The organism is Streptomyces sp. NPDC005963, assembly GCF_040638655.1.
In the GTDB taxonomy this organism is placed as follows: Bacteria; Actinomycetota; Actinomycetes; order Streptomycetales; family Streptomycetaceae; genus Streptomyces.
Window position 1 is genome coordinate 374,132 of the sequence record NZ_JBEXVD010000004.1, and the last position, 23,981, is coordinate 398,112.

Sequence of the window (23,981 nt, forward strand, 5' to 3'; positions counted from 1 at the left end):
CTTCTGCGTCCGGCAGTGTCGCCCGCGCCGTTACTTGATCAAGTAGATCGTGGCGAAGAGGCCGATCCAGACGACATCGACGAAGTGCCAGTAGTAGGACACGACGATGGCGGCGGTTGCCTGCTCATGGGTGAATCTCCTGGCCGCGTAGGTACGGCCCAGGACCAGCAGGAAGGCGATCAGTCCGCCCGTCACATGCAGTCCGTGGAAGCCGGTGGTCAGGTAGAACACCGAGCCGTACGGGTCCGACGAGAGCGAGAGCCCGTGCTGGACCAGTTCGGTGTATTCGTACACCTGACCGCCGACGAAGATCGCGCCCATGATGAACGTGATCACGAACCAGCTGCGCAGCTTCTTCACATCTCCGCGCTCGGCGGCGAATACGCCGAGCTGGCACGTGAGAGAAGAGAGCACCAGGATCGTGGTGTTCGTCGCCGAGAACGGGAAGTTCAGAAGGTCGGCCTTCTCGGACCAGAACTCGGCACCCGTTACCGAGCGCAAGGTGAAGTACATCGCGAAGAGGGCCGCGAAGAACATCAGCTCGGAACTCAACCAGATGATGGTTCCGACGCTGGTGAGGTTCGGCCGATTGACCGACGGGTGCGCGTGCCCGGTTTCTACTGTCGTTGCTGTCGCCACGACCGACATTATGTCGGTCGCTTATCCCGCCCTCACTCCCGGGGGTGCCGTTCGGTGTGTCAGTACCCGCTGCGCTGCCCGAACGGCCGATCGTCGCAGTGTCCGAACCGCTGTTTGCACGGAGTTGGAGCGAGTACCATCCGGCCCATCGGTACCTGATCCAACGAGGGGTCCGGCAACGGACTCCACAGCCCGATCCAAGCGACGCGGAGGAACGATGCAGCCGACCGCCACCGTGCTGGTCTACAGCGATGACGCCAACACCCGCGAACAGGTGCGGCTGGCCGCCGGCCGCAGGCCCGCGGCCGATGTTCCCCCGGTTGAGTTCATCGAGTGCGCAACCCTGCCGGCCGTCCTCAAGCGGCTCGACCAGGGCGGGATCGACGTCTGCGTGTTGGACGGCGAGACCGTGCCGGCGGGCGGCATGGGCGTGTGCCGCCAGATCAAGGACGAGATCTTCGACTGCCCGCCGGTCCTGGTCCTCATCGGGCGCCCGCAGGACGCCTGGCTGGCGACCTGGAGCCGCGCCGAAGCCGCTGTGACGCTGCCTGTGGACCCCGTGGACTTCGCGAGTGCACTGGCCTCACTTCTGCGTGAGAGGCTCGCAGTAGAGGCGTGAGGGGCCTCCTGGGGCTCCTGCGCCGCAACTCCCCGCGGGAGTCGGTGGGGCCGGGAGTGTCGGACGCGACCTATACCTGGGGACGCAGCCGTGCCGCATCGACGGGATTGCTGCCGTCCCGGGTCCCGGCCACGAGGGCGCTGCCCTGGCGCCAGTCGGCCCAGGACAGGTTCCAGTCCCCGAAGCCGTTGCCGAACGGGTCCATGTCGTCGCCGTAGCTGTTGATGACCTGGACGATGTCGCCCTCGCGGACGGTCTCGTAGAACCAGGCTGCGTTGCCCGTGGACATGCCGGTGCAGCCATGGCTGACGTTGGCGTACCCGTGTGATCCGACCGACCACGGAGCGGCGTGCACATACTCGCCGCTCCACGTGACCCGAGTGGCGTAGTACACGGGCAGGTCGTACCCCTCGTCGCCGTAGATCCCGACGCTCGTGCCCCGCATCCGGACGAAGTACTCCTTGCCGAGCACGACCTTGACGCCGTTGCGCGTGGAGAATCCCGGCTTGCCCGTGGTCACCGGAATGGTGTTGATCACTTCTCCGTTGCGCTTGACCGTCATGTGGTGGGACGAGGCGTCGGTGATGGCCTCGATGCGGTCCCCGATGGAGATCTTCAGCGCCTTGGACGCGCCCCCGTAGAGGCTGTTGGCGACCTTCACGCCCTGGAGGTTGCTGGCGGCGGTGACGCTGGTCCCGGCCGGCCAGTAGTCCTTGGGCCGGAAGTGGAGCTTCTGGTCGTCGACCCAGTGCCAGGCGCCGTCGACGGCCGGCTTTGAGTCAATCTTGAGCGCCCGTTCGATGACCGCACGGGCCGCCTTGTCCTTGACCGGAAGGCTCAACTCGGCGGTGATGGGCTGACCCACGCCGTAGGTGCCCGCCTCCGGGCCGAAGGCGACCGTCAGCTTGCGCTGTGCGGGTGATGTCTCAAAGGCGAGGGTACGACTGCCCGGTGCGCCCTCGGAGTCCTCCGTGGCCACCCGTGCGGTGTACTTCACACCCGCCGACAGTGCGCCCGTGGAGCGCCAGCGGCTGCCGTCGGCGGACAGCTCACCGCCGAGGTGGTGCCCCGAGTCGTCGACGACGGTCACGTCCGTGATCCGCCCCTCGTCGCCCTTGACGTTGATCTCCAGCGGCTTGTCAGGGTTCGCCTTGCGGCTGTCCGCGGGCGTGTTGAACGTGATCTGCTCGGCCGCGTCGAAGGGCTTTCCGGTCAGCGGGCTCGGGTCGGAGAAGCCACACGCGATCGCGACCGCCCCCAGGGAGACGACCAGAAGGGTGCAGCGAAGGGTGGTGCGGGTGCGGGGCGTCTGGTTCATAACCACACGCTAAGAAGGTCCGTCCACCACGGCGCGCCGAACGCCTCCAAATGGGCGGGCCCGGCTTCCCCGTTCGAGTGACGGGAAAGCCGGGCCCGGCCGTAATGCGCTGACGCTGTGTTACTGGTTCTGGTTCTCACCGCGGTAGTACTCGAACACCCAGCCGAACAGGCCGACGAGGATGATCGGGACCGAGAAGTAGAGCAGCCACCAACCGACCGCCACACCGAGGAACGCGAGCGCTCCACCGATGGCCAGCGAGAGCGGCTGCCAGCTGTGCGGGGCGAAGAACCCGACCTCGCCGGACTCGTCCGCGATGTCGGCTTCCTTGTCGTCCTGGGCCATGGCGTCCACACGCCGGGCCGTGAACGCCAGGTAGTAGCCGATCATCACGCTCAGCCCGAAGGCAAGGAAGAGCGCGGTCGTACCGGCAGGCTCCTTCGACCACACGCCGTAGAGGACGGCCACGGCGAGGATGAAGACGCTCAGCCAGAGGAACATCTTTCCCTGGATCTTCACTTGGCGGCCTCCCTTCCATCGGTGATGGCCTGGTCGACTTCACCGCGGTTTTCGAGCTGGTCGACCAGCGCGATCTCGGGGTGGTGCAGATCGAAGGCCGGTGATTCGGAGCGGATGCGCGGAAGCGTGAGGAAGTTGTGTCGCGGGGGCGGGCAGGAAGTAGCCCATTCCAGCGAACGCCCGTAGCCCCACGGGTCGTCGACCTCGATCTTCTTGCCGAACTTGGCGGTCTTCCAGACGTTGTAGATGAACGGAAGGACCGACGCGCCGAGCACGAATGAACTGATCGTGGAGATGGTGTTCAACGCGGTGAAACCGTCGGCGTCGAGATAGTCCGCATAACGCCGCGGCATACCTTCCGTACCCAGCCAGTGCTGCACCAGGAACGTGCCGTGGAATCCGATGAACAACGTCCAGAAAGTGATCTTTCCGAGCCGCTCGTCGAGCATCTTGCCCGTGAACTTCGGCCACCAGAAGTGGAACCCGGCGAACATCGCGAAGACCACGGTGCCGAAGACGACGTAGTGGAAGTGCGCGACGACGAAGTACGAGTCGGACACGTGGAAGTCCATCGGGGGCGACGCCAGGATGACACCGGTCAGACCACCGAAGGTGAAGGTGATCAGGAAGCCGATCGTCCAGAGCATCGGTGTCTCGAAGGACAGCGACCCCTTCCACATGGTGCCGATCCAGTTGAAGAACTTCACACCGGTCGGTACCGCGATCAGGAAGGTCATGAAGGAGAAGAACGGTAGGAGCACACCGCCCGTGACGTACATGTGGTGCGCCCACACCGTCACCGACAGACCGGCGATGGCGATGGTCGCGGCCACCAGGCCCATGTAACCGAACATCGGCTTGCGGCTGAAGACCGGGATGATCTCCGAGACGATGCCGAAGAACGGTAGGGCGATGATGTACACCTCTGGATGGCCGAAGAACCAGAAGAGGTGTTGCCACAGCAACGCTCCGCCGTTGGCCGAATCGAAGATGTGCGCCCCGAACTTCCGATCCGCCTCCAGCGCGAACAGCGCGGCGGCGAGGACCGGGAAGGCGAGCAGGACCAGCACACCGGTCAGCAGCACATTCCAGGTGAAGATCGGCATCCGGAACATGGTCATGCCGGGGGCACGCATGCAGATGATCGTGGTGATGAAGTTGACCGAACCGAGGATCGTGCCGAAGCCGGAGAAGGCCAGGCCCATGATCCACATATCGGCGCCCACGCCCGGCGAACGGACCGCGTCCGACAGCGGGGAGTAGGCGAACCAACCGAAGTCCGCCGCACCCTGGGGGGTGAGGAAGCCGGCCACCGCGATGATGGAGCCGAACAGGTAGAGCCAGTAGGCGAACATGTTCAACCGCGGGAACGCCACGTCGGGCGCGCCGATCTGAAGCGGCATGATCCAGTTCGCGAATCCGGCGAACAGCGGCGTCGCGAACATCAGCAGCATGATCGTGCCGTGCATCGTGAACGCCTGGTTGAACTGCTCGTTCGACATGATCTGCGTGCCCGGACGGGCCAGCTCGGCGCGCATGAAGAGCGCCATCAGGCCACCGATGCAGAAGAACACGAACGAGGTGACCAGGTAGAGCGTACCGATGGTCTTGTGGTCGGTGGTCGTCAGCCACTTCACCACGACGTTGCCGGGCTGCTTGCGCCGTACCGGCAGCTCGTTCTCGTACGAGTCGTCAGCTGCGGCGGCACCCTGGGATTCGTTGAGGATGCTCACAGTTGCTTCTTCTCCGAGTTCTTGGCCGGGGTCGACTGCTCAATGCCCGACGGGAGGTAACCGGTCTGCCCCTTCTCGGCAAGCTCCTTGAGGTGCTGCTGGTAGCGCTCGGGGGAGACGACCTTGACGTTGAAGAGCATCCGGGAGTGGTCGACACCACAGAGCTCGGCGCACTTGCCCAGGAACGTGCCCTCTTGCGTGGGGGTCACTTCGAAGACGTTGGTGTGTCCCGGGATCACATCCTGCTTGAAGAGGAAGGGGACGACCCAGAAGGAGTGGATGACATCGCGGGAGGTCAGCACGAAGCGGACCTTCTCTCCCTTGGGGAGCCACAGTGTCGGGCCGGGGTTACCGGTCTGGGGGTTCCGCGTACCTGGGATGCCGGCGTCGTACACGCCGCCCGCATTGGCCGGGAACTGATTGCGGAACTTGTCCGGAATCCCCTCCAGGTTCTTTTCGGTCTTAGCGTCGCCCTGGGAGCCGTCCACATCCTCGATGTAGTTGAAGCCCCAGCTCCACTGGTAGCCGACCACGTTGATCGTGTGGGCCGGCTTGTCCGAGAGGGAGAGAAGCTTGGACTCGTCACGTGCGGTGAAGTAGAAGAGCACCGAAACGATGATGAGCGGGACCACCGTGTACAGGGCCTCGATCGGCATGTTGTACCGGGTCTGGGGCGGTACCTCTACCTTGGTGCGGGTACGCCGGTGGAAGATCACACTCCACAAGATCAGACCCCACACCAGCACGCCCGTGACGAGCGCTGCCGCCCACGAGCCCTGCCAGAGGGAGAGAATGATCGGCGCCTCTTCCGTTACCGGAGTGGGCATACCAAGGCGGGGGAAATCCTTGTATGTACAACCGGTGGCGGTCGCCAGGATTAGGCCCGCAGTCAGCACCTGCGGCAGCTTCCGCCGCATCGGGCGCCGCGACGAGCGGTCGGAGCCGTTGGGACTCACGTAGCGCCTTCCCGAGAGTCTCGGCCCGCGCTACCGGCTGCGGCCGTCTCGCTGGTCGGTCGCCGGCCCTGACGCGGGCAGGGGTTTGGATGTTTATGCGGACCAAACCCTACTGGACGCTATTTGGGGTCGCGCGGGGAGGGTGCCCAACGCGCCGTCCGACACCCCGAAGGGATGGAATCCCCCTGCATATCGCGCGGATTTCGACGGGAATCGCTGCGGAATCCAGAGCCGGTTTCACATTCGGAGGGCGTCACCGGAATCAGCTCCGGAGGATCGGAGTCCACATCGCTCGGTGCTCGTATGTCGTGGGCGTGTCATGGTCGCGTCGTGGGCGTGGGCGCGTCATGGGCGTGGGCGTGGTCGCGTCGTGGTTGCCGAGTCGGCCCGACCGACGGAGATCTGACGCCCTTCCAGACGACGGAGGGTTCGGAAGGACGGGAAGCGAGGCGGGTTAGCGTGGCCGGGTGCCCTACTTCGACGCCGCTTCCTCCGCGCCTTTGCACCCCGTGGCCCGACAGGCCCTCCAAGCATCACTGGACGAGGGCTGGGCGGACCCCGCCCGGCTCTACCGCGAAGGCCGCCGCGCACGTCTGCTGCTCGACGCCGCGCGCGAAGCGGCGGCCGAAGCCGTCGGATGCCGCCCGGACGAGTTGACCTTCACCCCATCGGGGACCCATGCGGTGCACCTGGGGATCGCCGGAGCCACGGCGGGGCGGCGGCGCACCGGAAGCCGGGTGGTCGTCTCCGCGGTGGAGCACTCCTCCGTGCTCCACGCGGCCGGGGAGTCAGCGGTCACCGTCCCCGTGGACCGTCACGGGCGGGTGGACGTCGCCGCCTTCGTCGCGGAACTCGCGGGGGAGCGTGGCGGGGAGCGCGTCGGAGAGTCCGTGGGGGCCTCCACCGGAGGGGTGGGCGAAGGCACCGCCCTGGCCTGTCTTCAGTCCGCCAACCACGAGGTCGGCACCGAACAGCCCGTGCGCGAAGTCGCCGACGCGTGTCGTGCGGCCGGCGTACCGCTGCTGGTGGACGCCGCGCAGTCCCTCGGGTGGGGGCCGGTGCCCGAAGGCTGGTCGCTGCTCACCGCGAGCGCCCACAAGTGGGGCGGGCCCGCCGGGGTCGGACTGCTCGCCGTACGCAAGGGGGTCCGGTTCGCACCCGGAGTGCCGGCGGACGAACGGGAGTCGGGGCGCTCCCCCGGTTTCGAGAACCTTCCCGCGATCGTGGCCGCCGCCGCATCACTGCGTGCCGTCCGTGCCGAGGCCGCGGCGGAAGCGGTACGCCTCCGAGGCCTGGTGGACCTCATCCGCACCCGGGTGCCCGAGGTGGTGGCCGACGTCGAGGTGGTGGGCGATCCGGTACGACGCCTCCCCCACCTGGTGACGTTCTCCTGTCTGTACGTGGACGGGGAGGCCCTGCTCCACGAACTGGACCGGGCCGGGTTCTCCGTCTCCTCCGGCTCCTCGTGCACGTCGAGCACGCTCACCCCGAGCCATGTGCTGCGGGCCATGGGAGTGCTCAGCGAGGGGAACGTCCGGGTCTCACTGCCCCCCGGGACCGCGGCGTCCGACGTGGAACATTTCCTGGACGTCCTGCCGACGGTGGTGTCGTCCGTACGCGAACGGCTGGGGGCGCCGGCGTCTGTTCCGGCGTCGGCAGGGGCGGCAGCGGGGGCTCGGGAGGCGCTCGGCGCGGGGGTGGCGTCCGGGTCCGAGGCGGAAGCAGCGTCCGGGGCGGAAGCCGGGGGTACCGAGGTCCTGGTTCTGGACGCACTGGGGAAGCTCTGTCCGATTCCCGTCATCGAACTGGCGAAGGTGATCGGGGACGTCCACATCGGCGGGGTGGTGCGGGTCCTCTCCGACGACGAGGCGGCGCGCCTGGACATTCCGGCGTGGTGTGCGATGCGGGGGCAGGAGTACCTGGGTGAGGAGGAAGTGGAGGGGTGGGAAGGAGGGGTGGGGTATGGGGTGAGGCGGGTGGTGTGAGGGGGGCTGCTTTTGGGGTGGAGCTTGTTCGTGGGGTTCTGCCTTGGGGGGCTGGGGGTTCTGTCCTCAAGCGCCGGACGGGCTGCGCTTGCCGGGGCTGTGCCCTCGCCTGGGGCTGGGGTACGAGTCCCTTCGCTTGTTCCGGGCGGGGCCCGTTCCTTGAGCTCAGCCTTGGGGGGCTGGGGGTTCCGTCCTCAAGCGCCGGACGGGCTGGGTTTGCTCGGGTTTGGGGGTGTGGGGGGTTTTGGGGGGCCGGGTGCGGGTTGGGGGTGGGGTGCGGGTGGTGGGGGTGCTTTCGGGCGTGACTCCTCAGCGTCGGCGGCCAGCGGCTGATCCGTAGGCGTCAGCTCTGGATGCCGCCAACGCTTCCGGGGACACCCCCTGCGCGCCCCCAGAACACCAGCCAACAGGTACGGGGCCCTCGACCCGATCCGCAGGTGCAGGTTCGGAAGAGAGACAGGGGCTCGCGCCCCCAGAACACCAGCCAAGGGGCTCAGGGGTCCTCGGCCCGATCCACGAGCAGGGGTACGGAAGAGAGACCGGGGTTCGCGCCCCCCAGAATGCCGGCCGACAGGTATCGGGGTCCTCGGCCCGATCCACGAGCAGAGGTACGGAAGAGACACAGTGCGCCCTGGAACACTCACCCACCAGGGCTTCGGGACCTCCGCCCCGGCCTGATGCACGGGCCGGGGCGGGGGTATTGAAGGTGGGGTGGGTGGGTTAGGCCAGGTAGGTCTTGACCTCGGTGCCGGCCTCGTCGCCGTACGTCTTGGTGAAGCGGTCCATGAAGTGCGCCCGGCGCAGTGTGTACTCCTGGGTGCCCAGGGTCTCGATGACCAGCGTCGCCAACATGCAGCCCACCTGTGCAGCCCGCTCAAGGTCGACGCCCCACGAGAGCCCGGAGAGGAATCCGGCGCGGAAGGCGTCCCCGACGCCCGTCGGGTCGACCTTCGCCTCTTCCTGCGGGCAGCCCACCTCGATCGGGTCGTCACCCGCGCGCTCGATGCGTACGCCGCGGGCGCCGAGGGTGGTGATCCGGTGGCCGACGCGGGAGAGGATCTCGTCGTCGTTCCAGCCCGTCTTGGACTCGATCAGACCCTTCTCGTACTCGTTGGAGAAGAGGTAGGTGGCGCCGTCCAGCAGTATCCGGATCTCGTCGCCGTTCATCCGGGCGATCTGCTGGGAGAAGTCGGCCGCGAAGGGGATGTTCCGGGAGCGGCACTCTTCGGTGTGTCGGAGCATCGCCTCGGGGTCGTCCGCTCCGATGAGGGCAAGGTCGAGACCGCCCACCCGGTCGGCGACGGACTTGAGCTCGATCAGCCGCGCCTCGCTCATGGCACCGGTGTAGAAGGAGCCGATCTGGTTGTGGTCGGCGTCGGTGGTGCAGACAAACCGGGCCGTGTGCAGCACCTCGGAGATCCGTACGGAACCGGTGTCCACCCCGTGGCGGTCCAGCCAGGCGCGGTACTCGTCGAAGTCCGCCCCGGCCGCGCCGACGAGGATGGGTGCGGTTCCGAGCTGCCCCATGCCGAAGCAGATGTTGGCGGCGACTCCGCCGCGGCGGACGTTGAGGGTGTCCACCAAGAAGGAGAGGGAGACCGTGTGGAGCTGGTCCGCGACCAGTTGATCGGCGAAACGACCGGGGAAGGTCATGAGGTGGTCGGTGGCGATGGAGCCGGTGACTGCGATTCGCACGGCGAGGCGCTCCTGTGGAGGGGTGGCGTTGACGCTTAACGCTACCCGGTCGACGAGGTCTCGCCGTAAGGCGAAAACTACCCAATAGTAGGGCTTTTTTCCCTCTCACCATGGTGCGTACGGTGCCGGTATGAAGAACCACATCGGCGCTGCCGACCGCGACGCGGAGTTCACCCTTGCGCAGTTGCGGGGTGACTGTGCGCGAATGGCCCCCCACTGGGTGGTGCCCGCGGCGGTGTTGCCCGCTCCCGTGTTGCCGTCGAGCATCCACGGGGTCGTGGTGTCGCGTGCCTCGGCCCGACTGGTGGAGGCCATGCCCGAGTACGGGCAGTGATCCAACTCCGTCCCGGGGGAACCGTCAGGCGGTCGGCTCCGTCCCATACACACCCACGCGCCGTGGGTGTGTATGAGGCCAAGGAGCGATGCGGTGAGCAGCAGCACCCAGAACAGCGAACCCCGTGTGCGCCGTAGGCGCGCCCCGCTCGTCGCGTCCGCCATGGCGGTGCTGCTGATCGCGGGCGGTGGCGGCACCTATCTGGCGACCGTGGGCTCCAGCGGGGCCTCGGAAGGTTCCGATCGCAGTGCGGCCCGTCCGCCACAGCTTTCAGCGGACCCGAAGCAACGAGCGGGAATCGCCCCCGGAGAGCCGCCTCCTTCCGGAACCGTGCACTACCGCGCCGCGCGCTTGCCCGCCGGACCGGAGCGGGCGGCCGTGCACCGAGCGGTCGGGACGGTCGAGCGGAGTGAGGTGGATCGGCTCGCGGCGGCGCTCGGGATGTCGGGAACCCCCCGGCTGACCGGCGGGACATGGACCGTCGGCCCCGGGACCGATGGTTCCGGTCCGTTGCTCCGGGTCGACCGCAAGGCGCCGGGTGCCTGGACGTACGGCGCGTACGGGAGTGCTCCGAGCGGGGACGACTGCGCCCGGGGTGCGACCTGCCAGAAGCCGGACACCGGGACCGCCACGGGGGTCCCGGTGAGCGAGGCAGTGGCGAAGAAGGCCGCCGCGCCCCTGCTCAAGGCCCTCGGGCAGGCCGACGCCCGGACGGACGCACGACAGGTGCGCGGGGCGGTGCGGATCGTGAATGCCGACCCGGTGGTCGGCGGGTTGCCCACGTACGGCTGGACGACCGGGGTGGAGATCGGCGCGGACGGTCTGGTCGTCGGTGGGGGCGGGCGGCTGTTGAAGCCGGTGAAGTCCGACGAGCACCCGGTGTTCGATGCCCAGGAGGCGTTGGACCGGCTGAATCAGGGTGCGAGCACAGCGAGCTCGGCGGGCACTGCCGAGTGCACCACTCCGTTGCCGGGACCGGACGCGTCGACCTCGGACGTCCCCTGCGGTCCGCCCGCCTGTGCCACTCCCGTACCGCTGGAAGGCGCTCAGAAGCCGGTGCAGCCGTGCGGCACGGTCACGCCCGTGCAGCGAACGGTGACGGGTGCGGTGTTCGGGCTGTCCGCACAGCCGGTGGGGCAGGGCCAGGCGCTCGTACCGTCCTGGCTATTCCGGGTGAGTGGTGGGGCGGCCGTCGTGCAACCCGCGGTGGAGCCGGAGGTCCTTCAGGAGAAGGAGGAGGAGACCCGTCCGGCGCAGCCGGTCCGGCCTCCGAAGCCGCCGCAGAAGATCAAGCCCACCGCGCCGGTGGCGGACCCCGCCGTGCCGCGGCCCGCCGGGCGCATCGAGTCGTACGCGGTCGACGGGCGCACGCTGACGGTCACGTTCTGGGGCGGGGTGTGTTCCGACTACCGGGCGACGGCGGTCGAGAGCGGTGGTGCGGTGAAGGTGCGGATCACCGAATCCTCCCCGGACCCGGACAGGGTGTGCATCGCCCTGGCGAAGCAGTTGACGGAGACGGTGACGCTGGATCGGCCGCTCGGTGACCGGACGGTGGTGGACGCCGAGTCCGGTGGGGCGGTCGAGCGGGCCGGCTCGTCCGGCTGAGCGAACCCGGTACATGCCAAAGGGCGGCGGCCCCTCGGGGACCGCCGCCCTCGGTGCGTTCGGGGGTGACTCAGTTGAAGGAGTCGCCGCAGGCGCAGGACCCCGTGGCGTTCGGGTTGTCGATGGTGAAGCCCTGCTTCTCGATGGTGTCCACGAAGTCGATGGAGGCGCCGCCGAGGTAGGGAGCGCTCATCCGGTCGGTGACGACCTTGACTCCGTCGAAGTCCTTGACGACATCGCCGTCGAGCGAGCGCTCGTCGAAGAAGAGCTGGTAGCGCAGACCGGAGCAACCGCCGGGCTGGACGGCTACCCGCAGTGCCAGGTCCTCGCGACCTTCCTGGTCCAGCAGCGCCTTGACCTTGGCCGCTGCGGCTTCGGACAGGAGGATGCCGTCGTTCACGGTGGTGGTCTCGTCCGATACGGACATCTGCTTCATCACTCCCGGGATGGGGTCTCCCCACCAGAGGCAGGGGAAGTACGGAGACTGCTTGCAGACGGTTCAAACCGGCGGGCCCGCGGATTCATTCCGGGCCCGGGGCTTTCCTTGGCCTTCTTGTGTCTGTCTTCATGCTCGCACACCCGGCCGTGAGGGGGCACCGGCCCGCACAGGGGGGTGCGTCACATCGACGCAATGGCCATCGTCAAAGTGACGTGAAGCGGTTATCATAGATAACGTCAAATAGACGAAAAGGTCTGTGCAGAGAAAGAAAGGGTGTGTGTCGTGACCACCGCCCCACCCCGTACGGAGTCGCTCGATGTGCAGCCGACGCCGCTCGCCCTCCTGTTGCTCGGCCGCGAGGCCGACCCCAGGAGCGAGCGCGGCGTGGAGTGCCCCGGCGATCTGCCGTCCCCCTCCGACCCGGATCTGGTGGAGCGCGCCCGCGCGGCGAAGGAGAAGCTGGGCGAGAGGGTCTTCGTCCTCGGCCACCACTACCAGCGCGATGAGGTCATCCAGTTCGCCGATGTCACGGGTGACTCCTTCAAGCTGGCGCGGGAGGCGGCGGCGCGTCCGGACGCCGAGTACATCGTCTTCTGCGGCGTGCACTTCATGGCCGAGTCCGCGGACATCCTGACCTCGGCCGACCAGAAGGTGGTCCTGCCCGATCTGGCCGCCGGCTGCTCGATGGCCGACATGGCGACGGCCGAGCAGGTCGCCGAGTGCTGGGACGTGCTGACCGAGGCCGGCATAGCCGATCGGGTCGTGCCCGTCTCGTACATGAACTCCTCCGCGGACATCAAGGCGTTCACCGGCAAGCACGGTGGCACCATCTGTACCTCGTCCAATGCCAAGCGCGCCCTGGACTGGGCCTTCGAGCAGGGCGAGCAGGTCCTCTTCCTGCCCGACCAGCACCTGGGCCGCAACACCGCCGTACGGGACCTGGGCATGTCCCTCGACGACTGCGTCCTCTACAACCCGCACAAGCCCAATGGCGGACTGACCGTCGAGCAGCTGCGCTCGGCCAAGATGATCCTGTGGCGCGGCCACTGCTCGGTGCACGGCCGGTTCTCGCTGGATTCCGTACGGGAGGTCCGCGAGCGGATCCCCGGCGTCAACGTACTGGTCCACCCCGAGTGCAAGCACGAGGTCGTGTCGGCAGCGGACCACGTCGGTTCGACCGAGTACATCATCAACATGCTCGACGCCGCTCCGGCCGGGTCCGCATGGGCGATCGGCACCGAGCTGAACCTGGTCCGCCGGGTCGCCAAGGCCCACCCGGACAAGGAGGTCGTCTTCCTCGACCGGACCGTCTGCTTCTGCTCGACGATGAACCGCATCGACCTGCCCCACCTCGTGTGGACGCTGGAGTCCCTGGCCGAGGGCACCCTCGTCAACCAGATCCAGGTCGACAGCGAGACGGAGAGCTTCGCCAAGCTCGCCCTGGAGCGGATGCTGGCCCTTCCGTAGCCACCTGAAGAAGCCCCCTGAACAAACGTGGTGCCCCGGCCGTCGATGAAGGCCGGGGCACCACGTTTGTTCGTCGTCGATCGGGGGGGCCGCCGGATCAGACCTTGGCCGGGCTCGGCTCCTCGCTCTGCGCGTCCGTTTCCCCGGCCGCCGCCTCGCCCGACGTCTTCACGCGCTTGGCAGCACGCTTGTCGGCCCGGCGCTCCTTGCGGAGCTCGACCATCGCGTACAGCGTCGGTACGAGCAGCAGGGTCAGCAGCGTGGACGTGAGCAGTCCACCGATCACCACGATGGCCAGCGGCTTGGCGATGAAGCCGCCCTCTCCGGTGACGCCCAGGGCCATCGGCAGCAGGGCGAAGATCGTCGCTAGAGCGGTCATCAGGATCGGGCGAAGACGGTGTCGACCGCCCTCGATGACCGCCTCCACGACCCCGAGCCCCTGCGAACGGTACTGATTGATCAGGTCGATCAGCACGATCGCGTTGGTGACCACGATGCCGATCAGCATCAACATTCCGATCATCGCCGGAACGCCCATCGGCGTCCCCGTGAGGAGCAGCAGTCCGATCGCGCCGGTCGCCGCGAACGGGACGGAGACCAGCAGGATCAGCGGCTGGATCAGCGAACGGAACGCCGCCACCAGGAGCATGAACACGATCGCGATCGCCGCGAACATCGCCAGTGCGAGGGAGGTGAACGCCTCGTCCTGGTCCTCGGAGACTCCGCCGATGGACGCCGTGGCACCCTCCGGGAGGTCCAGGGAGTTCAGCTTGGTCTGGAGTGCGGAGCTGACCGCACCCGTGTTGTCCCCGGTCGGCTTGGCCGTGATCGTCGCGGCGCGCGCACCGTCGATGCGGGTCATCGAGACGGGTCCGGGCACCAGCTTGACCTCGGCGATGGCACCGAGCCTGACCGCACCCAGCGGCAGGTTCTGCAGCTCGGCGAGGGTCTTCGCAGGTCGTGCGGAGGTGATGACCACGTCCTGCTCGGTGTCGCCGATGACCGCCTTGGCGGACGGGGTGCCGCGCACGGCCTGGGCGACCGCCATACCGAGGGTGGCGTCGCTGAATCCGGCCTCCGCCGCCCTGGCGTTCGCCTTGACGGAGATCCGGGGGATGGACTGCGCCAGGTCGCTCTGGACGTCGGTGACGTCGTCGAGACCGGCGATCTCCTTGCGCACGGCCTCGGAGGCCGACTTGAGCGTGTCCGGATTGGCCGCCTTCACCACGACGCTCAGGTCCTGGCTGCCGAACCCGTCGCCCGAGGCGATGGTCGTGTCACCGACACCGTCGAGCTTGGCCAGTTCCGCATCGATGCGGTCCCGGACCTTCTCGTAGTCGCCGGCGTCCTTGAGGGTCATCTGATACGACGCCTGGTTGGAGCCGGTGCCGCCGCCGAAGGCCGCCATGAAGCCGGAGGAACCAACCGTGACCTGGTAGTTCTTCAACTCGTCAAGGCCGGAGAGCACCTGCTCGACCTTCTTGGCTGCGGCGTCCGACGCCTCCAGGCTGGTACCGGCCGGCAGCTCCTGCTTGATCGACATGACCTCCTGCTCGCCCTGGTCGAAGAAGTTGGTCTTCAACAGCCCACCCATGCCGAAGGTGGCGAACAGGACGACGACCGCGATGCCGATGCTGGTCAGACGACGCCGGGTGGCGAAGCGCAGGACCGGGACGTACATCCGCTGGAGTCGGCTGCGCTCCTCCTGCTCCTCGGCGATGCGACGGGCCTCGTCGGCGTCCAGTCCCCGTACCGCCTTGGGCGCGCGCAGGAACCAGAACGAGAGCACCGGCACGACGGTGAGCGACACCAGCAGCGAGGCCAGCAGGGCCGCGGTGACGGTGAGGGAGAACGAGCCGAAGAGTTCGCCGACCATGCCGCCGACCAGACCGATCGGCAAGAACACCGCGACGGTCGTCAGGGTGGATGCGGTGACCGCTCCCGCGACCTCCTTGACGGCGTTGATGATCGCGCTCTCGCGCTCCTCGCCGTAGCCGAGGTGACGCTTGATGTTCTCCAGGACCACGATCGAGTCGTCGACGACCCGGCCGATGGCGATGGTGAGCGCGCCCAGGGTGAGCATGTTGAGGGAGAGGTCACGGGTCCACAGCACGATCAGTGCGAGGACCACCGACAGCGGAATGGAGACCGCCGTGACCAGGGTGGAGCGCAGCGAGGCGAGGAAGACCAGGATCACGATCACCGCGAAGAGGAGTCCCAGTGCTCCCTCGGTGGTGAGTCCGGAGATCGCCTTGGAGACCGCGGGCCCCTGGTCGGAGACCACGGACAGTTCGGCCCCGGAGCCGAGGTCCCTGCGCAGTTCGGGCAGCTTGTCCTGGACCGCTTCGGAGATGGCGACGGCGCTGCCGTCGTTGTCCATGGTCGCGAGGACGGCGAGGCTGGGCTTGCCGTTGGTACGGGTGAGGGAGACGGCCGTGGCGGGCGCCTGCTGGACGGTGGCGACGTCGGCCAGACGCACCGGCTTGCCCTTGGCGGGCGCCGGGGGAAGGATCCGCAGTTCCTGGATCTGCTGGACGCTGGTGAAGCCACCACCGACCTGGACCGTGCGGCTCTTGCCGTCCTCGCTGAACGAACCCGCGGGGACGGTGGCTCCACCGGCACGCAGTGCCTCGGCGAGGACGGCGGTGTTCAGACCGGCCCCGGCCAGTTTGGCGTCATCGGGCGTGACGGAGATCTGGAGGTCCTGGACACCGTCGATGGTGACCTGTCCGACGCCGTCGATGTCCTCCAGGGCGGGGACGACCGTACGCTCCAACTGGTCGGCGAGCGTCTGCTGGTCCTTGGCGGAGGTGACCGCGAGGACGACGGTCGGGATGTCGTCCGTCGAACCCGCGATGACCTGTGGGTCGACGGTGTCGGGGAGCTGCGCCCTGGCCCGGTTGACCGCCTGCTGCACATCGGCGACGAGTTGCTTGGTGCCGTCCCCGTACTCGAAGCTGGCCATGATCACGGCGTTGCCTTCGCTCGCCGTGGAGGTGATGCCCTTGATGCCGTCGACTGCTTCCAAGGAGCTTTCGAGCGGCTCCACGACCTGCTTCTCGACCACATCGGGGGACGCGCCCTCGTAGGGGGCGAGCACCGAGACCATGGGCAGTTCGATGGAGGGCAGCAACTGCTGCTTGAGCTGGGGTATGGCAATCGCGCCGAAAACGATCGCGACGATCGACATCAGCCCGACCAGGGCGCGTTGTTTCAGGCTGAACTGAGACAGCCAGGACATGGGGACTCTCTTCTGTGACTCGCGGCAGGCAGGGAGCGGAGGGTTCGACCGGGGGCGGACGTGCGCGCACGGACCGCCAGAACCCCGCTAATACCATCAGCCATCGAATCGGCCCGACTGTCGGCCCCAGGTCCCGTTTCTTTATCTGAGGCATACCGCGGTTGGAGTACGGGAGGGAGCCGGATCACTCCACCCTTGGACGTACCAGTCCGGACTCGTACGCCGTGACCACCAGTTGGGCCCGGTCGCGCGCACCGAGCTTGGCCATGGCCCGATTGACGTGGGTCTTGACGGTGAGGGGGCTCACCTGGAGGCGTTCGGCGATCTCGTCGTTGGTGTGCCCACCGGCCACCAGGACGAGCACCTCGCGCTCCCGGCTGGTGAGAGCGCCGAGGCGCTCGGAGTAGCTCTCGGACTCCTGGGTGTCCATGTCGCCGCCCTGGGCCAGGAACTTGGCGATCAGGCCCTTGGTCGCGACCGGTGAGAGCAGGGCGTCACCCGCCGCCGCTATCCGGATCGCGTTGAGCAGTTCATCGGGCTCGGCCCCCTTGCCCAGGAAGCCGGACGCCCCCGCCCGCAGCGACTGGACCACGTACTCGTCCACCTCGAAGGTCGTCAGCATCACCACCCGGACCGCGGACAGCTCCGGGTCCGCGCTGATCATGCGGGTGGCGGCCAGTCCGTCGGTGCCCGGCATCCTGATGTCCATCAGAACGACGTCCGCACGCGTGGCACGGGCGAGGGCGACCGCCTCCGCTCCGTCCGCGGCCTCGCCGACGACCTCCATGTCGGGCTCGGAGTCCACCAGGACGCGGAACGCGCTGCGCAGGAGCGTCTGGTCATCGGCGAGCAGCACCCTGATCGTCATCTGTTCTCCCCCGTACGAACCGTGAGGGGCAGTATCGCCTGCACTCTGAATCCGCCGCCGTATCGGGGGCCCGCGCTGAGCCGGCCGCCGAGTGCGGTGACCCGCTCGCGCATCCCGAGCAGACCGTGGCCCCCTCCCCCGGGCTCCGGGTGAGCGCCGGCGCCGGGCGGCGGTCCCCCCGGATGGACCTCCTCGCAGCCCGCCGGGCAGAGCTCCGGGGCCTTCCCGTTGTCGAGGACCGTGACTTCCAGGGTGGCCCCGACCCGAATGACGCTGACCTCGGCCGTCGCTTCCCGGCCGGCGTGCTTCTGCACATTGGTCAGCGCCTCCTGGATGATCCGGTACGCGGCGAGATCGACGGCTGACGGCGGACGGGCACCGTCGTCCGCGCGGGCCACCTCCACCGGCAGGCCGGCCTGTCGGAAGGTGGTGACGAGGGCGTCGAGGACATCGAGGCCGGGCGCCGGCTCGGTGGGGGCCTCGGGGTCCCCGGACTGTCGCAGCAGTCCGACGGTGGCACGCAGTTCGTTGAGCGCGGAACGACTCGCTTCCCGTACATGCGCCAGTGCCTCCTTCGCCTGGTCGGGGCGCCGGTCCATCACATGTGCGGCGACCCCCGCCTGCACGTTGACCAGGGCGATGTGGTGGGCGACCACGTCATGGAGATCACGGGCGATCCGGAGCCGCTCCTCGGCCACCCGACGACGGGCCTCCTCCTCGCGGGTGCGCTCGGCCCGTTCGGCGCGTTCCCTGATGGCGTCGACGAACGCGCGTCGGCTGCGGACCGCGTCCCCCGCGGCGGCGGCCATTCCGGTCCAGGCGAAGATGCCCAGGTTCTCCTGGGTGTACCAGGGGGTCGAGCCGAAGAACATCGCGGTGCCGGTGAGCACGGTCATGGCGAGGAGCCCGACCCGCCAGGTGGTGGGCCGATCGGTACGGGAACCGACGGTGTACAGGGCGATCACCGCGCTCATCACCACCGGGGCGGCGGGATCGCCGACGATCAGCTCGATGACGGAGAGCAGCCCGGTGAAGAGGAGCACGCACATCGGCCTGCTGCGTCGTAGGACGAGCGCGGCCGAGACCACGGCGATCAGCAGGACGCTGCGCAGCTCGGGGGTGCGGGCGCCGAACTCGGGCCCGTGCTTGCCGTAGGGCTCGGCGAAGGATCCGATGACCATGCAGATCAGGACCGTCACGGCCAGCGAACCGTCGAGGGCCAACGGGTGCTCGCGGAGCCAGCGCTGGGAGCGGGCGAAGCCGGAGGCGAGTGAGGTCACGCCAGGAACGGTACGACGTGACCCCAGGGCCGGGTAAGGCGCTTCCCCTGCCCTTCTCCCGCGGTCATGGGTACGACCTGTGCGGGAAGGGCCCGGAGGTGGGAAGGGAAGGCGGTCCCCGGCGGCCCGGAGCCCGGGAAACGGGAGCTCGGGACACCGGGGATCAGGTCGGCCGGGGTCGGGTCAGCCGGGGAGTCCGGGGATCAGCCCGTCGTCGCCGAGCATCGCGCGCACGTCCTCCAACGTCGCGTCCGCTGCCGGGAGGATCAGCTCCGACGGCTCCAGAGCATCATCGGGCAGCGGCTCCCCGAGTGCGTGGACGCGCTCCAGGAGCGCGCCGAGAGTCCGGCGGAAGCCGGGACCGTCACCCCGCTCCATCTCGGCGAGCAGCTCGTCGTCGAGCTTGTTCAGTTCGGCGAAGTGGGTGTCAGCCAGCTTCACCTGACCCTCCCCCATGATCCGTACGATCATGACGAGTCCCTACTGGTCGAAGTCACTCGGGCACGTGCGGGGCAGTGCTGGTGCCGGGTGCCCGACCGGGACCTGACGGTCCCGCTGGGCTCCTGGCGGTCGTTTTATGCCGGGGCAGATTGTGTTGGGGCTTGTTGGGGCTGGTCGAACGCCATCAGTTCTTGTCGAAGTTGGGCTTGTTCGTGTGCTGCTGGCCGGAAGCGTCCTGCGGGGCTCCCTTGTTCCCTTCGATGGCCTGCTGGGAGGAGCTGCTGCCACCCGCCAGCTCCGCCTTCATCCGCTGGAGCTCCAGCTCTACATCCGTACCACCGGAGATGCGGTCCAGCTCGGCGGCGATGTCGTCCTTCGCCATGCCGGACGGGTCGTCCAGCGCGCCGGAGGCGAGCAGCTCGTCGATGGCCCCGGCCCTGGCCTGGAGCTGCGCGGTCTTGTCCTCGGCCCGCTGAATGGCCAGGCCGACGTCGCCCATCTCCTCCGAAATGCCGGAGAACGCCTCACCGATCCGCGTCTGCGCCTGAGCGGCGGTGTAGGTCGCCTTGATCGTCTCCTTCTTGGTGCGGAAGGCGTCGACCTTGGCCTGGAGGCGCTGAGCCGCGAGGGTGAGCTTCTCCTCCTCGCCCTGAAGGGTCTGGTGCTGCACTTCGAGGTCGCTGATCTGCTGCTGTAGCGCGGCACGGCGGGAGAGCGCCTCACGCGCCAGGTCCTCACGGCCCAGCGCCAGCGCCTTGCGGCCCTGGTCCTCCAGCTTGGAGGACTGGCCTTGGAGCTGATTCACCTGTAGTTCGAGGCGCTTGCGCGAGGTGGCCACATCGGCGACGCCCCGACGCACCTTTTGCAACAGCTCCAGTTGCTTCTGATATGAGTAATCCAGGGTTTCGCGCGGGTCTTCGGCCCGATCCAGGGCCTTATTTGCCTTCGCGCGGAAGATCATCCCCATACGCTTCATGACACCGCTCATGGGCTTCGCGCGCCCCCTTCTGACGGACTCCGGCTCCAGCACTCCAACAGAACCCACAGTACGGGCCCTACATCCATTACCGCACTGTTCGAGCGCTGATGCGCTCATCCCCAAGGACGACTGCGGACAGCTTCCGATCCGGCGCAGGGAGTAGACGGCCGTCAGGGAAAGCTCAGGAACCCCAGGGGAACTCCACGCAATGCGCGTTCTGTCCCTTCTGCCCCCTACAGACGCTTGGTGTTGCCGGATCGTTCCCCTCCGGCGTTGGGTCCATGCCTGCCACCCCGTACCCTTGGGTTTTGTGTTCCGTAGCCGTGCCAAGACAGAGAAGGCCCCCACCGATCAGGTGACGGCGGACCTCTCCAAGCAGCCCCGCGATCCCGAGGCCCCCAAGGGCCGCCCCACGCCCAAGCGCAGTGAGGCCCAGACCCAGCGACGCCGTGCCGCCAGCACGCCGGTCGACCGCAAGGAGGCCATGAAGCGTGCGCGTGAGACGCGCCGCTCCAATCTGGCCCGCCAGCGCGAGGCCCTCGCCAGCGGTGACGAGCGGTACCTGCCCGCTCGTGACAAGGGCCCGGTGCGGCGCTTCGTCCGGGACTTCGTCGACTCGCGCTTCTGCATCGCCGAGTTCTTCCTGCCGATCGCCGTCCTGATCCTCATCATGAGCCTGATCCAGAACCGACAGATGCAGAACATCGCTCTGCTGGTCTGGCTGGGCGTCATCGTGATGATCGTCGTGGACTCGATCGGGCTCGCCATCCGACTGAAGAAGCAGTTGCGCGAGCGCTACCCGGACGAGCCGAAGCGCGGCGCAGTTGCCTACGGGCTGATGCGCACGCTCCAGCTGCGACGGCTTCGCCTGCCGAAGCCGCAGGTCAAGCGTGGAGAGCGACCCTGAGCAGCCAGACCCCCGGGGGTACGGTCACCGTGCCCGACGGGCCGGAAGGACGGACCGCTTCGCTCGCCCCCGTACTGCGGGGCGGACTGAAGGAAACCGTCCGCCAGGAACTGGTGGCCCGCCAACTCGACGAGCAGATGGCCGCGCGGTACCCGGTCGGCCAGCGACTGCGGATACTCGACGTGGGCATGGGCCGGGGCGTCCAAGCGCTCCGGCTGGCCCGCGCGGGGCACACCATCACCGGACTGGAATCCGACGCCGGCCTGCTACGGGCCGCCCAGGAGTCCCTGGCGACCGAACCCGCCGGCATCCGTGAACGCGTCCGCTTCATCGAAGGCGCCTGTCGTGAGACCGGCGTCCACTTCCTGCCCGGCAGCTTCGACGTGGTCCTCTGCCACGGCGTGCTGATGTCCGAACCGGAACCTGACGCCATGCTCGCGGGCCTCGCCCGGATGCTGGCGCCCGGCGGGCTGCTCTCCCTGCTCGTGCGCAACGGGGACGCACTGGCGTTCGCCCCCGGACTGAGCGGGGACTGGGACGCGACACTGGCCGCCTTCGACTCGGACGTCCGGACCGACCGCGGCGGGACCGTGGAGCGGGCCGATCGGCTCCAGGCCCTGACCGCGGCACTGGCGGGCATCGCCGCCCCCCTGCACGCCTGGTACGGCGTACAGGTGTTCACCGAGCGAGGCGCGGACACCGAGATTCCCGCGGCCACCGCGCTGGAACGCCTCCTGGCCGCCGAGGACCGCGCGGGGCGCACCGACCCCTACCGGCAGATCGCCGCACTGCTGCATCTGTGCGGGGTACGGGGCTGACGCCCCGGCGGGGGGCGGTTGATGCCTCGCGCCAGTCAGGTGGGGGCGGGGATTTCGCGTCATCGTGGAAGTGAGCACCGCCAAAACCACCCCGCGCCCCGCCGAAACCGCCGCGAACGGGGTACCGCCCGCCGACTCCGGCACGACGAGCGACACCGCGCCCGTTCGGTTGCCCGCCCGCGAAACCTGGCGTGCGTTGTACTCGCACTTCAAGCCACACCGCTGGACCGTGGCCTTCGGCGCCTCCCTCGCCCTCGTCGGCACCGTGGCCGGATTGGCCCAGCCACTCGCCGCCAAGTCCCTCGTCGATCGCCTCGGCAACAACGAGTCGATCACCGGCGTACTGTTCCTGCTCACCGGGCTGGTGATCATCGGCACCGCGATCGAGGCGGTGGGGGCGTACATCCTGGAACGCACCGCGGAATCCGTGGTGCTGGCGGCCCGCCGCTCCCTGATCGGACGTCTGCTCCGACTGCGGCTGCCCGAGATGGAACGGACCCAACCGGGCGATCTAATGTCCCGCGTCACATCGGACACCACCCTGCTGCGTGCCGTGACCACCCAGTCGATCGTCTCCGCGGCCACGGGAGGAATCGCATTCGTCGCCACCATCGTGCTGATGGCCGTCATGGACCCGGTCCTCCTCGGGGTCACGCTCGCGGTGATCGTGCTGATCGGAGGCTGCGTCGCCCTGGTGATGCCGAAGATCTCCCGGGCGACCCAGCGGGCACAGGAAGCCGTGGCGGAGATCTCGACCGTTCTGGAACGAGCGTTCGGAGCATTCCGTACGGTCAAGGCGTCGGGCGCGGAAGAACGCGAAACCGCGGTCGTCACCGCAGCAGCAACCGAAGCCTGGCGATACGGCGTGCGCTCCGCGAAATGGCAGTCCGTGGCGTGGTCGTCGGTGGGACTCGCCGTCCAGGTGTCCTTCCTCGCGGTCCTCGGGATCGGCGGGGCACGAGTGGCGTCCGGTGCGATCTCCATCTCGACGCTCGTCGCCTTCCTCCTCTTCCTCTTCTATCTGATCGACCCGGTGTCACGGATGGTGGAGGCGGCCACCCAGTACCAGCAGGGCTCGGCCGCCATCGCCCGCATCGTCGAAGCCGAACAACTGGCGACGGAGGAGACGGGGAGTGGCGGGCCCGTGCCCGCGAAGCGCGCCGAACCGGCTTCAGTGATGTTCGACGAGGTCGCCTTCCGCTACCGGGACGATCTGCCACAGGTCCACCACGGGGTCTCCTTCGACATCCCGGGAGGTGGAATGACCGCCTTCGTCGGCCCGTCGGGCGCCGGCAAGACGACGGTCTTCGCCCTCATCGAACGGTTCTACGAAGTGGGCGGCGGACGCGTCCTGGTGGACGGCAAGGACGTACGCGATTGGCCCCTAGCCGAACTCCGAGCGGCCATGGGGTACGTGGAACAGGACGCACCGGTCCTGGCAGGCACCCTGCGTGACAACCTCCTCTTCGCCGCACCCGACGCCACGGACGAGGACATCGCGGAAGTCCTGGTGAAGGCACGCCTGGACACGCTGGTGGGGCGTCTCCCCGACGGGCTCGACACCCTCGTGGGCCACCGGGGCTCCAAACTCTCCGGCGGCGAACGCCAACGGGTCGCGATAGCCCGCGCCCTGCTGCGCAAACCACGACTGCTCCTGATGGACGAGGCGACCTCCCAACTGGACGCGGTGAACGAGCTGGCCCTACGCGACGTGGTCGCGGAAGTGGCCCGCGAAGTGACCGTCCTGGTGGTCGCCCACCGGCTCTCGACCGTGACACTGGCCGACCGCATCGTGGTGATGGACGCGGGGAAGGTGCGCGCGGTGGGGACGCACGCGGATCTGGTGGCGGGGGATGCGCTGTACGGGGAACTGGCTGCGACGCAGTTCCTGGTTTCGGGGGGTGCTTCCGTGACGAAGCCCGCTCTTTGAGCTCCGCTCTGGGGGGTGGGGGGGCTGGCGCTGGGCCTTTGCCCGGGGTTGGGGTGCGGGGGGTTCTGGCTTTCGCTTGGTCCGGGTGGGGCTCGTTTGTTGGGTTCCGCCTTGGGGGGTGGCGGGGTTCCGTCCTCAAGCGCCGGACGGGCTGGGTTTGCTCGGGTTTTGGGGGGCTGGGGTTTGGGGGGTCCGGGTGCGGGTCTTG

At 68.2% G+C, this 23,981-nt stretch carries 20 protein-coding genes; 8 read left to right on the forward strand and 12 right to left on the reverse strand.

Going from position 1 to position 23,981, the window contains the following annotated elements; translation table 11 throughout:
- Window positions 1–30 precede the first annotated feature (30 nt).
- The gene (locus tag ABZ348_RS09530; RefSeq protein WP_250922800.1) at window positions 31–648 is read right to left on the reverse strand and encodes a heme-copper oxidase subunit III; all 618 of its coding nucleotides are present in this window, start codon (window positions 646–648) and stop codon (window positions 31–33) included.
- 208 nt (window positions 649–856) lie between these two features.
- Here ABZ348_RS09530 and ABZ348_RS09535 point away from each other — a divergent pair, with 208 nt between their 5' ends.
- Complete coding sequence (locus tag ABZ348_RS09535) at window positions 857–1,258, forward strand: hypothetical protein (RefSeq protein WP_358880090.1); 402 nt, start codon at window positions 857–859, stop codon at window positions 1,256–1,258.
- A 70-nt stretch (window positions 1,259–1,328) separates the two neighbouring features.
- On the opposite strand, the gene ABZ348_RS09540 is transcribed toward ABZ348_RS09535, so the two are convergent.
- The 4 genes from ABZ348_RS09540 to coxB form a co-directional block, all read right to left on the reverse strand.
- Window positions 1,329–2,576 carry an Ig-like domain-containing protein gene (locus ABZ348_RS09540; RefSeq protein WP_358931029.1) on the reverse strand — a complete coding sequence of 416 codons (1,248 nt, stop codon included), beginning with the start codon at window positions 2,574–2,576 and terminating at the stop codon, window positions 1,329–1,331.
- 120 nt (window positions 2,577–2,696) lie between these two features.
- Entirely contained in the window at window positions 2,697–3,095 is a 399-nt protein-coding gene (locus ABZ348_RS09545) for a cytochrome c oxidase subunit 4 (protein WP_358931031.1), read from the reverse strand.
- Window positions 3,092–4,828: a cytochrome c oxidase subunit I gene (gene ctaD / locus ABZ348_RS09550; protein ID WP_329017621.1), complete on the reverse strand. Its 1,737-nt coding sequence runs from the start codon at window positions 4,826–4,828 to the stop codon at window positions 3,092–3,094. Before ctaD ends, ABZ348_RS09545 begins: the two co-directional genes overlap by 4 nt.
- The gene (coxB, locus tag ABZ348_RS09555) at window positions 4,825–5,784 is read right to left on the reverse strand and encodes a cytochrome c oxidase subunit II (protein WP_358931033.1); all 960 of its coding nucleotides are present in this window, start codon (window positions 5,782–5,784) and stop codon (window positions 4,825–4,827) included. The genes ctaD and coxB overlap by 4 nt, the downstream gene beginning before the upstream one ends.
- Window positions 5,785–6,251: 467 nt before the next feature.
- Between coxB and ABZ348_RS09560 the strand changes: the two genes are divergently transcribed.
- Window positions 6,252–7,769, forward strand: a complete 1,518-nt coding sequence (locus tag ABZ348_RS09560; RefSeq protein ID WP_358931035.1) for an aminotransferase class V-fold PLP-dependent enzyme — start codon at window positions 6,252–6,254, stop codon at window positions 7,767–7,769.
- 720 nt (window positions 7,770–8,489) lie between these two features.
- On the opposite strand, the gene ABZ348_RS09565 is transcribed toward ABZ348_RS09560, so the two are convergent.
- Window positions 8,490–9,464, reverse strand: coding sequence for a carbohydrate kinase family protein (locus ABZ348_RS09565; protein ID WP_358931037.1), 975 nt, complete (start codon window positions 9,462–9,464; stop codon window positions 8,490–8,492).
- 130 nt (window positions 9,465–9,594) lie between these two features.
- On the opposite strand from ABZ348_RS09565, the gene ABZ348_RS09570 reads away from it, so the two are divergent.
- Together ABZ348_RS09570 and ABZ348_RS09575 are read left to right on the forward strand one after the other, a co-directional pair.
- A complete protein-coding gene (locus ABZ348_RS09570) occupies window positions 9,595–9,798 on the forward strand; it encodes a hypothetical protein (protein ID WP_358931039.1) in 204 nt (67 codons plus the stop codon).
- Between the two features lie 93 nt (window positions 9,799–9,891).
- Complete coding sequence (locus ABZ348_RS09575) at window positions 9,892–11,403, forward strand: hypothetical protein (RefSeq protein ID WP_358931041.1); 1,512 nt, start codon at window positions 9,892–9,894, stop codon at window positions 11,401–11,403.
- Between the two features lie 70 nt (window positions 11,404–11,473).
- Here the strand turns inward: ABZ348_RS09575 and ABZ348_RS09580 are convergent, their stop codons facing one another.
- Window positions 11,474–11,830, reverse strand: coding sequence for an iron-sulfur cluster assembly accessory protein (locus ABZ348_RS09580; protein WP_358931094.1), 357 nt, complete (start codon window positions 11,828–11,830; stop codon window positions 11,474–11,476).
- 294 nt (window positions 11,831–12,124) lie between these two features.
- Between ABZ348_RS09580 and nadA the strand changes: the two genes are divergently transcribed.
- Window positions 12,125–13,309, forward strand: coding sequence for a quinolinate synthase NadA (gene nadA, locus ABZ348_RS09585; protein ID WP_358931043.1), 1,185 nt, complete (start codon window positions 12,125–12,127; stop codon window positions 13,307–13,309).
- A 97-nt stretch (window positions 13,310–13,406) separates the two neighbouring features.
- Here nadA and ABZ348_RS09590 read toward each other — a convergent pair whose 3' ends face one another.
- The 5 genes from ABZ348_RS09590 to ABZ348_RS09610 form a co-directional block, all read right to left on the reverse strand.
- Entirely contained in the window at window positions 13,407–16,550 is a 3,144-nt protein-coding gene (locus ABZ348_RS09590) for an efflux RND transporter permease subunit (protein ID WP_358931045.1), read from the reverse strand.
- 184 nt (window positions 16,551–16,734) lie between these two features.
- Window positions 16,735–17,418: a response regulator transcription factor gene (locus ABZ348_RS09595; RefSeq protein ID WP_358931047.1), complete on the reverse strand. Its 684-nt coding sequence runs from the start codon at window positions 17,416–17,418 to the stop codon at window positions 16,735–16,737.
- Window positions 17,415–18,698 (reverse strand): histidine kinase, encoded by a 1,284-nt coding sequence (locus ABZ348_RS09600; protein WP_358931049.1) that lies wholly within the window; start codon window positions 18,696–18,698, stop codon window positions 17,415–17,417. Before ABZ348_RS09600 ends, ABZ348_RS09595 begins: the two co-directional genes overlap by 4 nt.
- Before the next feature lie 183 nt (window positions 18,699–18,881).
- Window positions 18,882–19,169, reverse strand: a complete 288-nt coding sequence (locus tag ABZ348_RS09605) for a hypothetical protein (protein ID WP_358931051.1) — start codon at window positions 19,167–19,169, stop codon at window positions 18,882–18,884.
- A 154-nt stretch (window positions 19,170–19,323) separates the two neighbouring features.
- Window positions 19,324–20,127 (reverse strand): PspA/IM30 family protein, encoded by an 804-nt coding sequence (locus tag ABZ348_RS09610; protein ID WP_358931053.1) that lies wholly within the window; start codon window positions 20,125–20,127, stop codon window positions 19,324–19,326.
- Between the two features lie 301 nt (window positions 20,128–20,428).
- Between ABZ348_RS09610 and ABZ348_RS09615 the strand changes: the two genes are divergently transcribed.
- The 3 genes from ABZ348_RS09615 (at window position 20,429) to ABZ348_RS09625 (ending at window position 23,773) form a co-directional block, all read left to right on the forward strand.
- The gene (locus tag ABZ348_RS09615) at window positions 20,429–21,025 is read left to right on the forward strand and encodes a DUF3043 domain-containing protein (RefSeq protein WP_358931055.1); all 597 of its coding nucleotides are present in this window, start codon (window positions 20,429–20,431) and stop codon (window positions 21,023–21,025) included.
- 29 nt (window positions 21,026–21,054) lie between these two features.
- Entirely contained in the window at window positions 21,055–21,843 is a 789-nt protein-coding gene (locus ABZ348_RS09620; protein ID WP_358931057.1) for a class I SAM-dependent methyltransferase, read from the forward strand.
- Window positions 21,844–22,012: 169 nt separating this feature from the next.
- Complete coding sequence (locus tag ABZ348_RS09625) at window positions 22,013–23,773, forward strand: ABC transporter ATP-binding protein (protein WP_358931096.1); 1,761 nt, start codon at window positions 22,013–22,015, stop codon at window positions 23,771–23,773.
- Window positions 23,774–23,981 lie beyond the last annotated feature (208 nt).

Coding starts and splice junctions, on each gene's coding strand:
- ABZ348_RS09540 (WP_358931029.1), bottom strand. CDS start 2,576: ATGAACCAGACGCCCCGCACCCGCACCACCCTTCGCTGCACCCTTCTG.
- ABZ348_RS09595 (WP_358931047.1), bottom strand. CDS start 17,418: ATGACGATCAGGGTGCTGCTCGCCGATGACCAGACGCTCCTGCGCAGC.
- ABZ348_RS09590 (WP_358931045.1), bottom strand. CDS start 16,550: ATGTCCTGGCTGTCTCAGTTCAGCCTGAAACAACGCGCCCTGGTCGGG.
- ABZ348_RS09580 (WP_358931094.1), bottom strand. CDS start 11,830: ATGTCCGTATCGGACGAGACCACCACCGTGAACGACGGCATCCTCCTG.
- ABZ348_RS09535 (WP_358880090.1), top strand. CDS start 857: ATGCAGCCGACCGCCACCGTGCTGGTCTACAGCGATGACGCCAACACC.
- ABZ348_RS09610 (WP_358931053.1), bottom strand. CDS start 20,127: ATGAGCGGTGTCATGAAGCGTATGGGGATGATCTTCCGCGCGAAGGCA.
- ABZ348_RS09570 (WP_358931039.1), top strand. CDS start 9,595: ATGAAGAACCACATCGGCGCTGCCGACCGCGACGCGGAGTTCACCCTT.
- ABZ348_RS09530 (WP_250922800.1), bottom strand. CDS start 648: ATGTCGGTCGTGGCGACAGCAACGACAGTAGAAACCGGGCACGCGCAC.
- ABZ348_RS09605 (WP_358931051.1), bottom strand. CDS start 19,169: ATGATCGTACGGATCATGGGGGAGGGTCAGGTGAAGCTGGCTGACACC.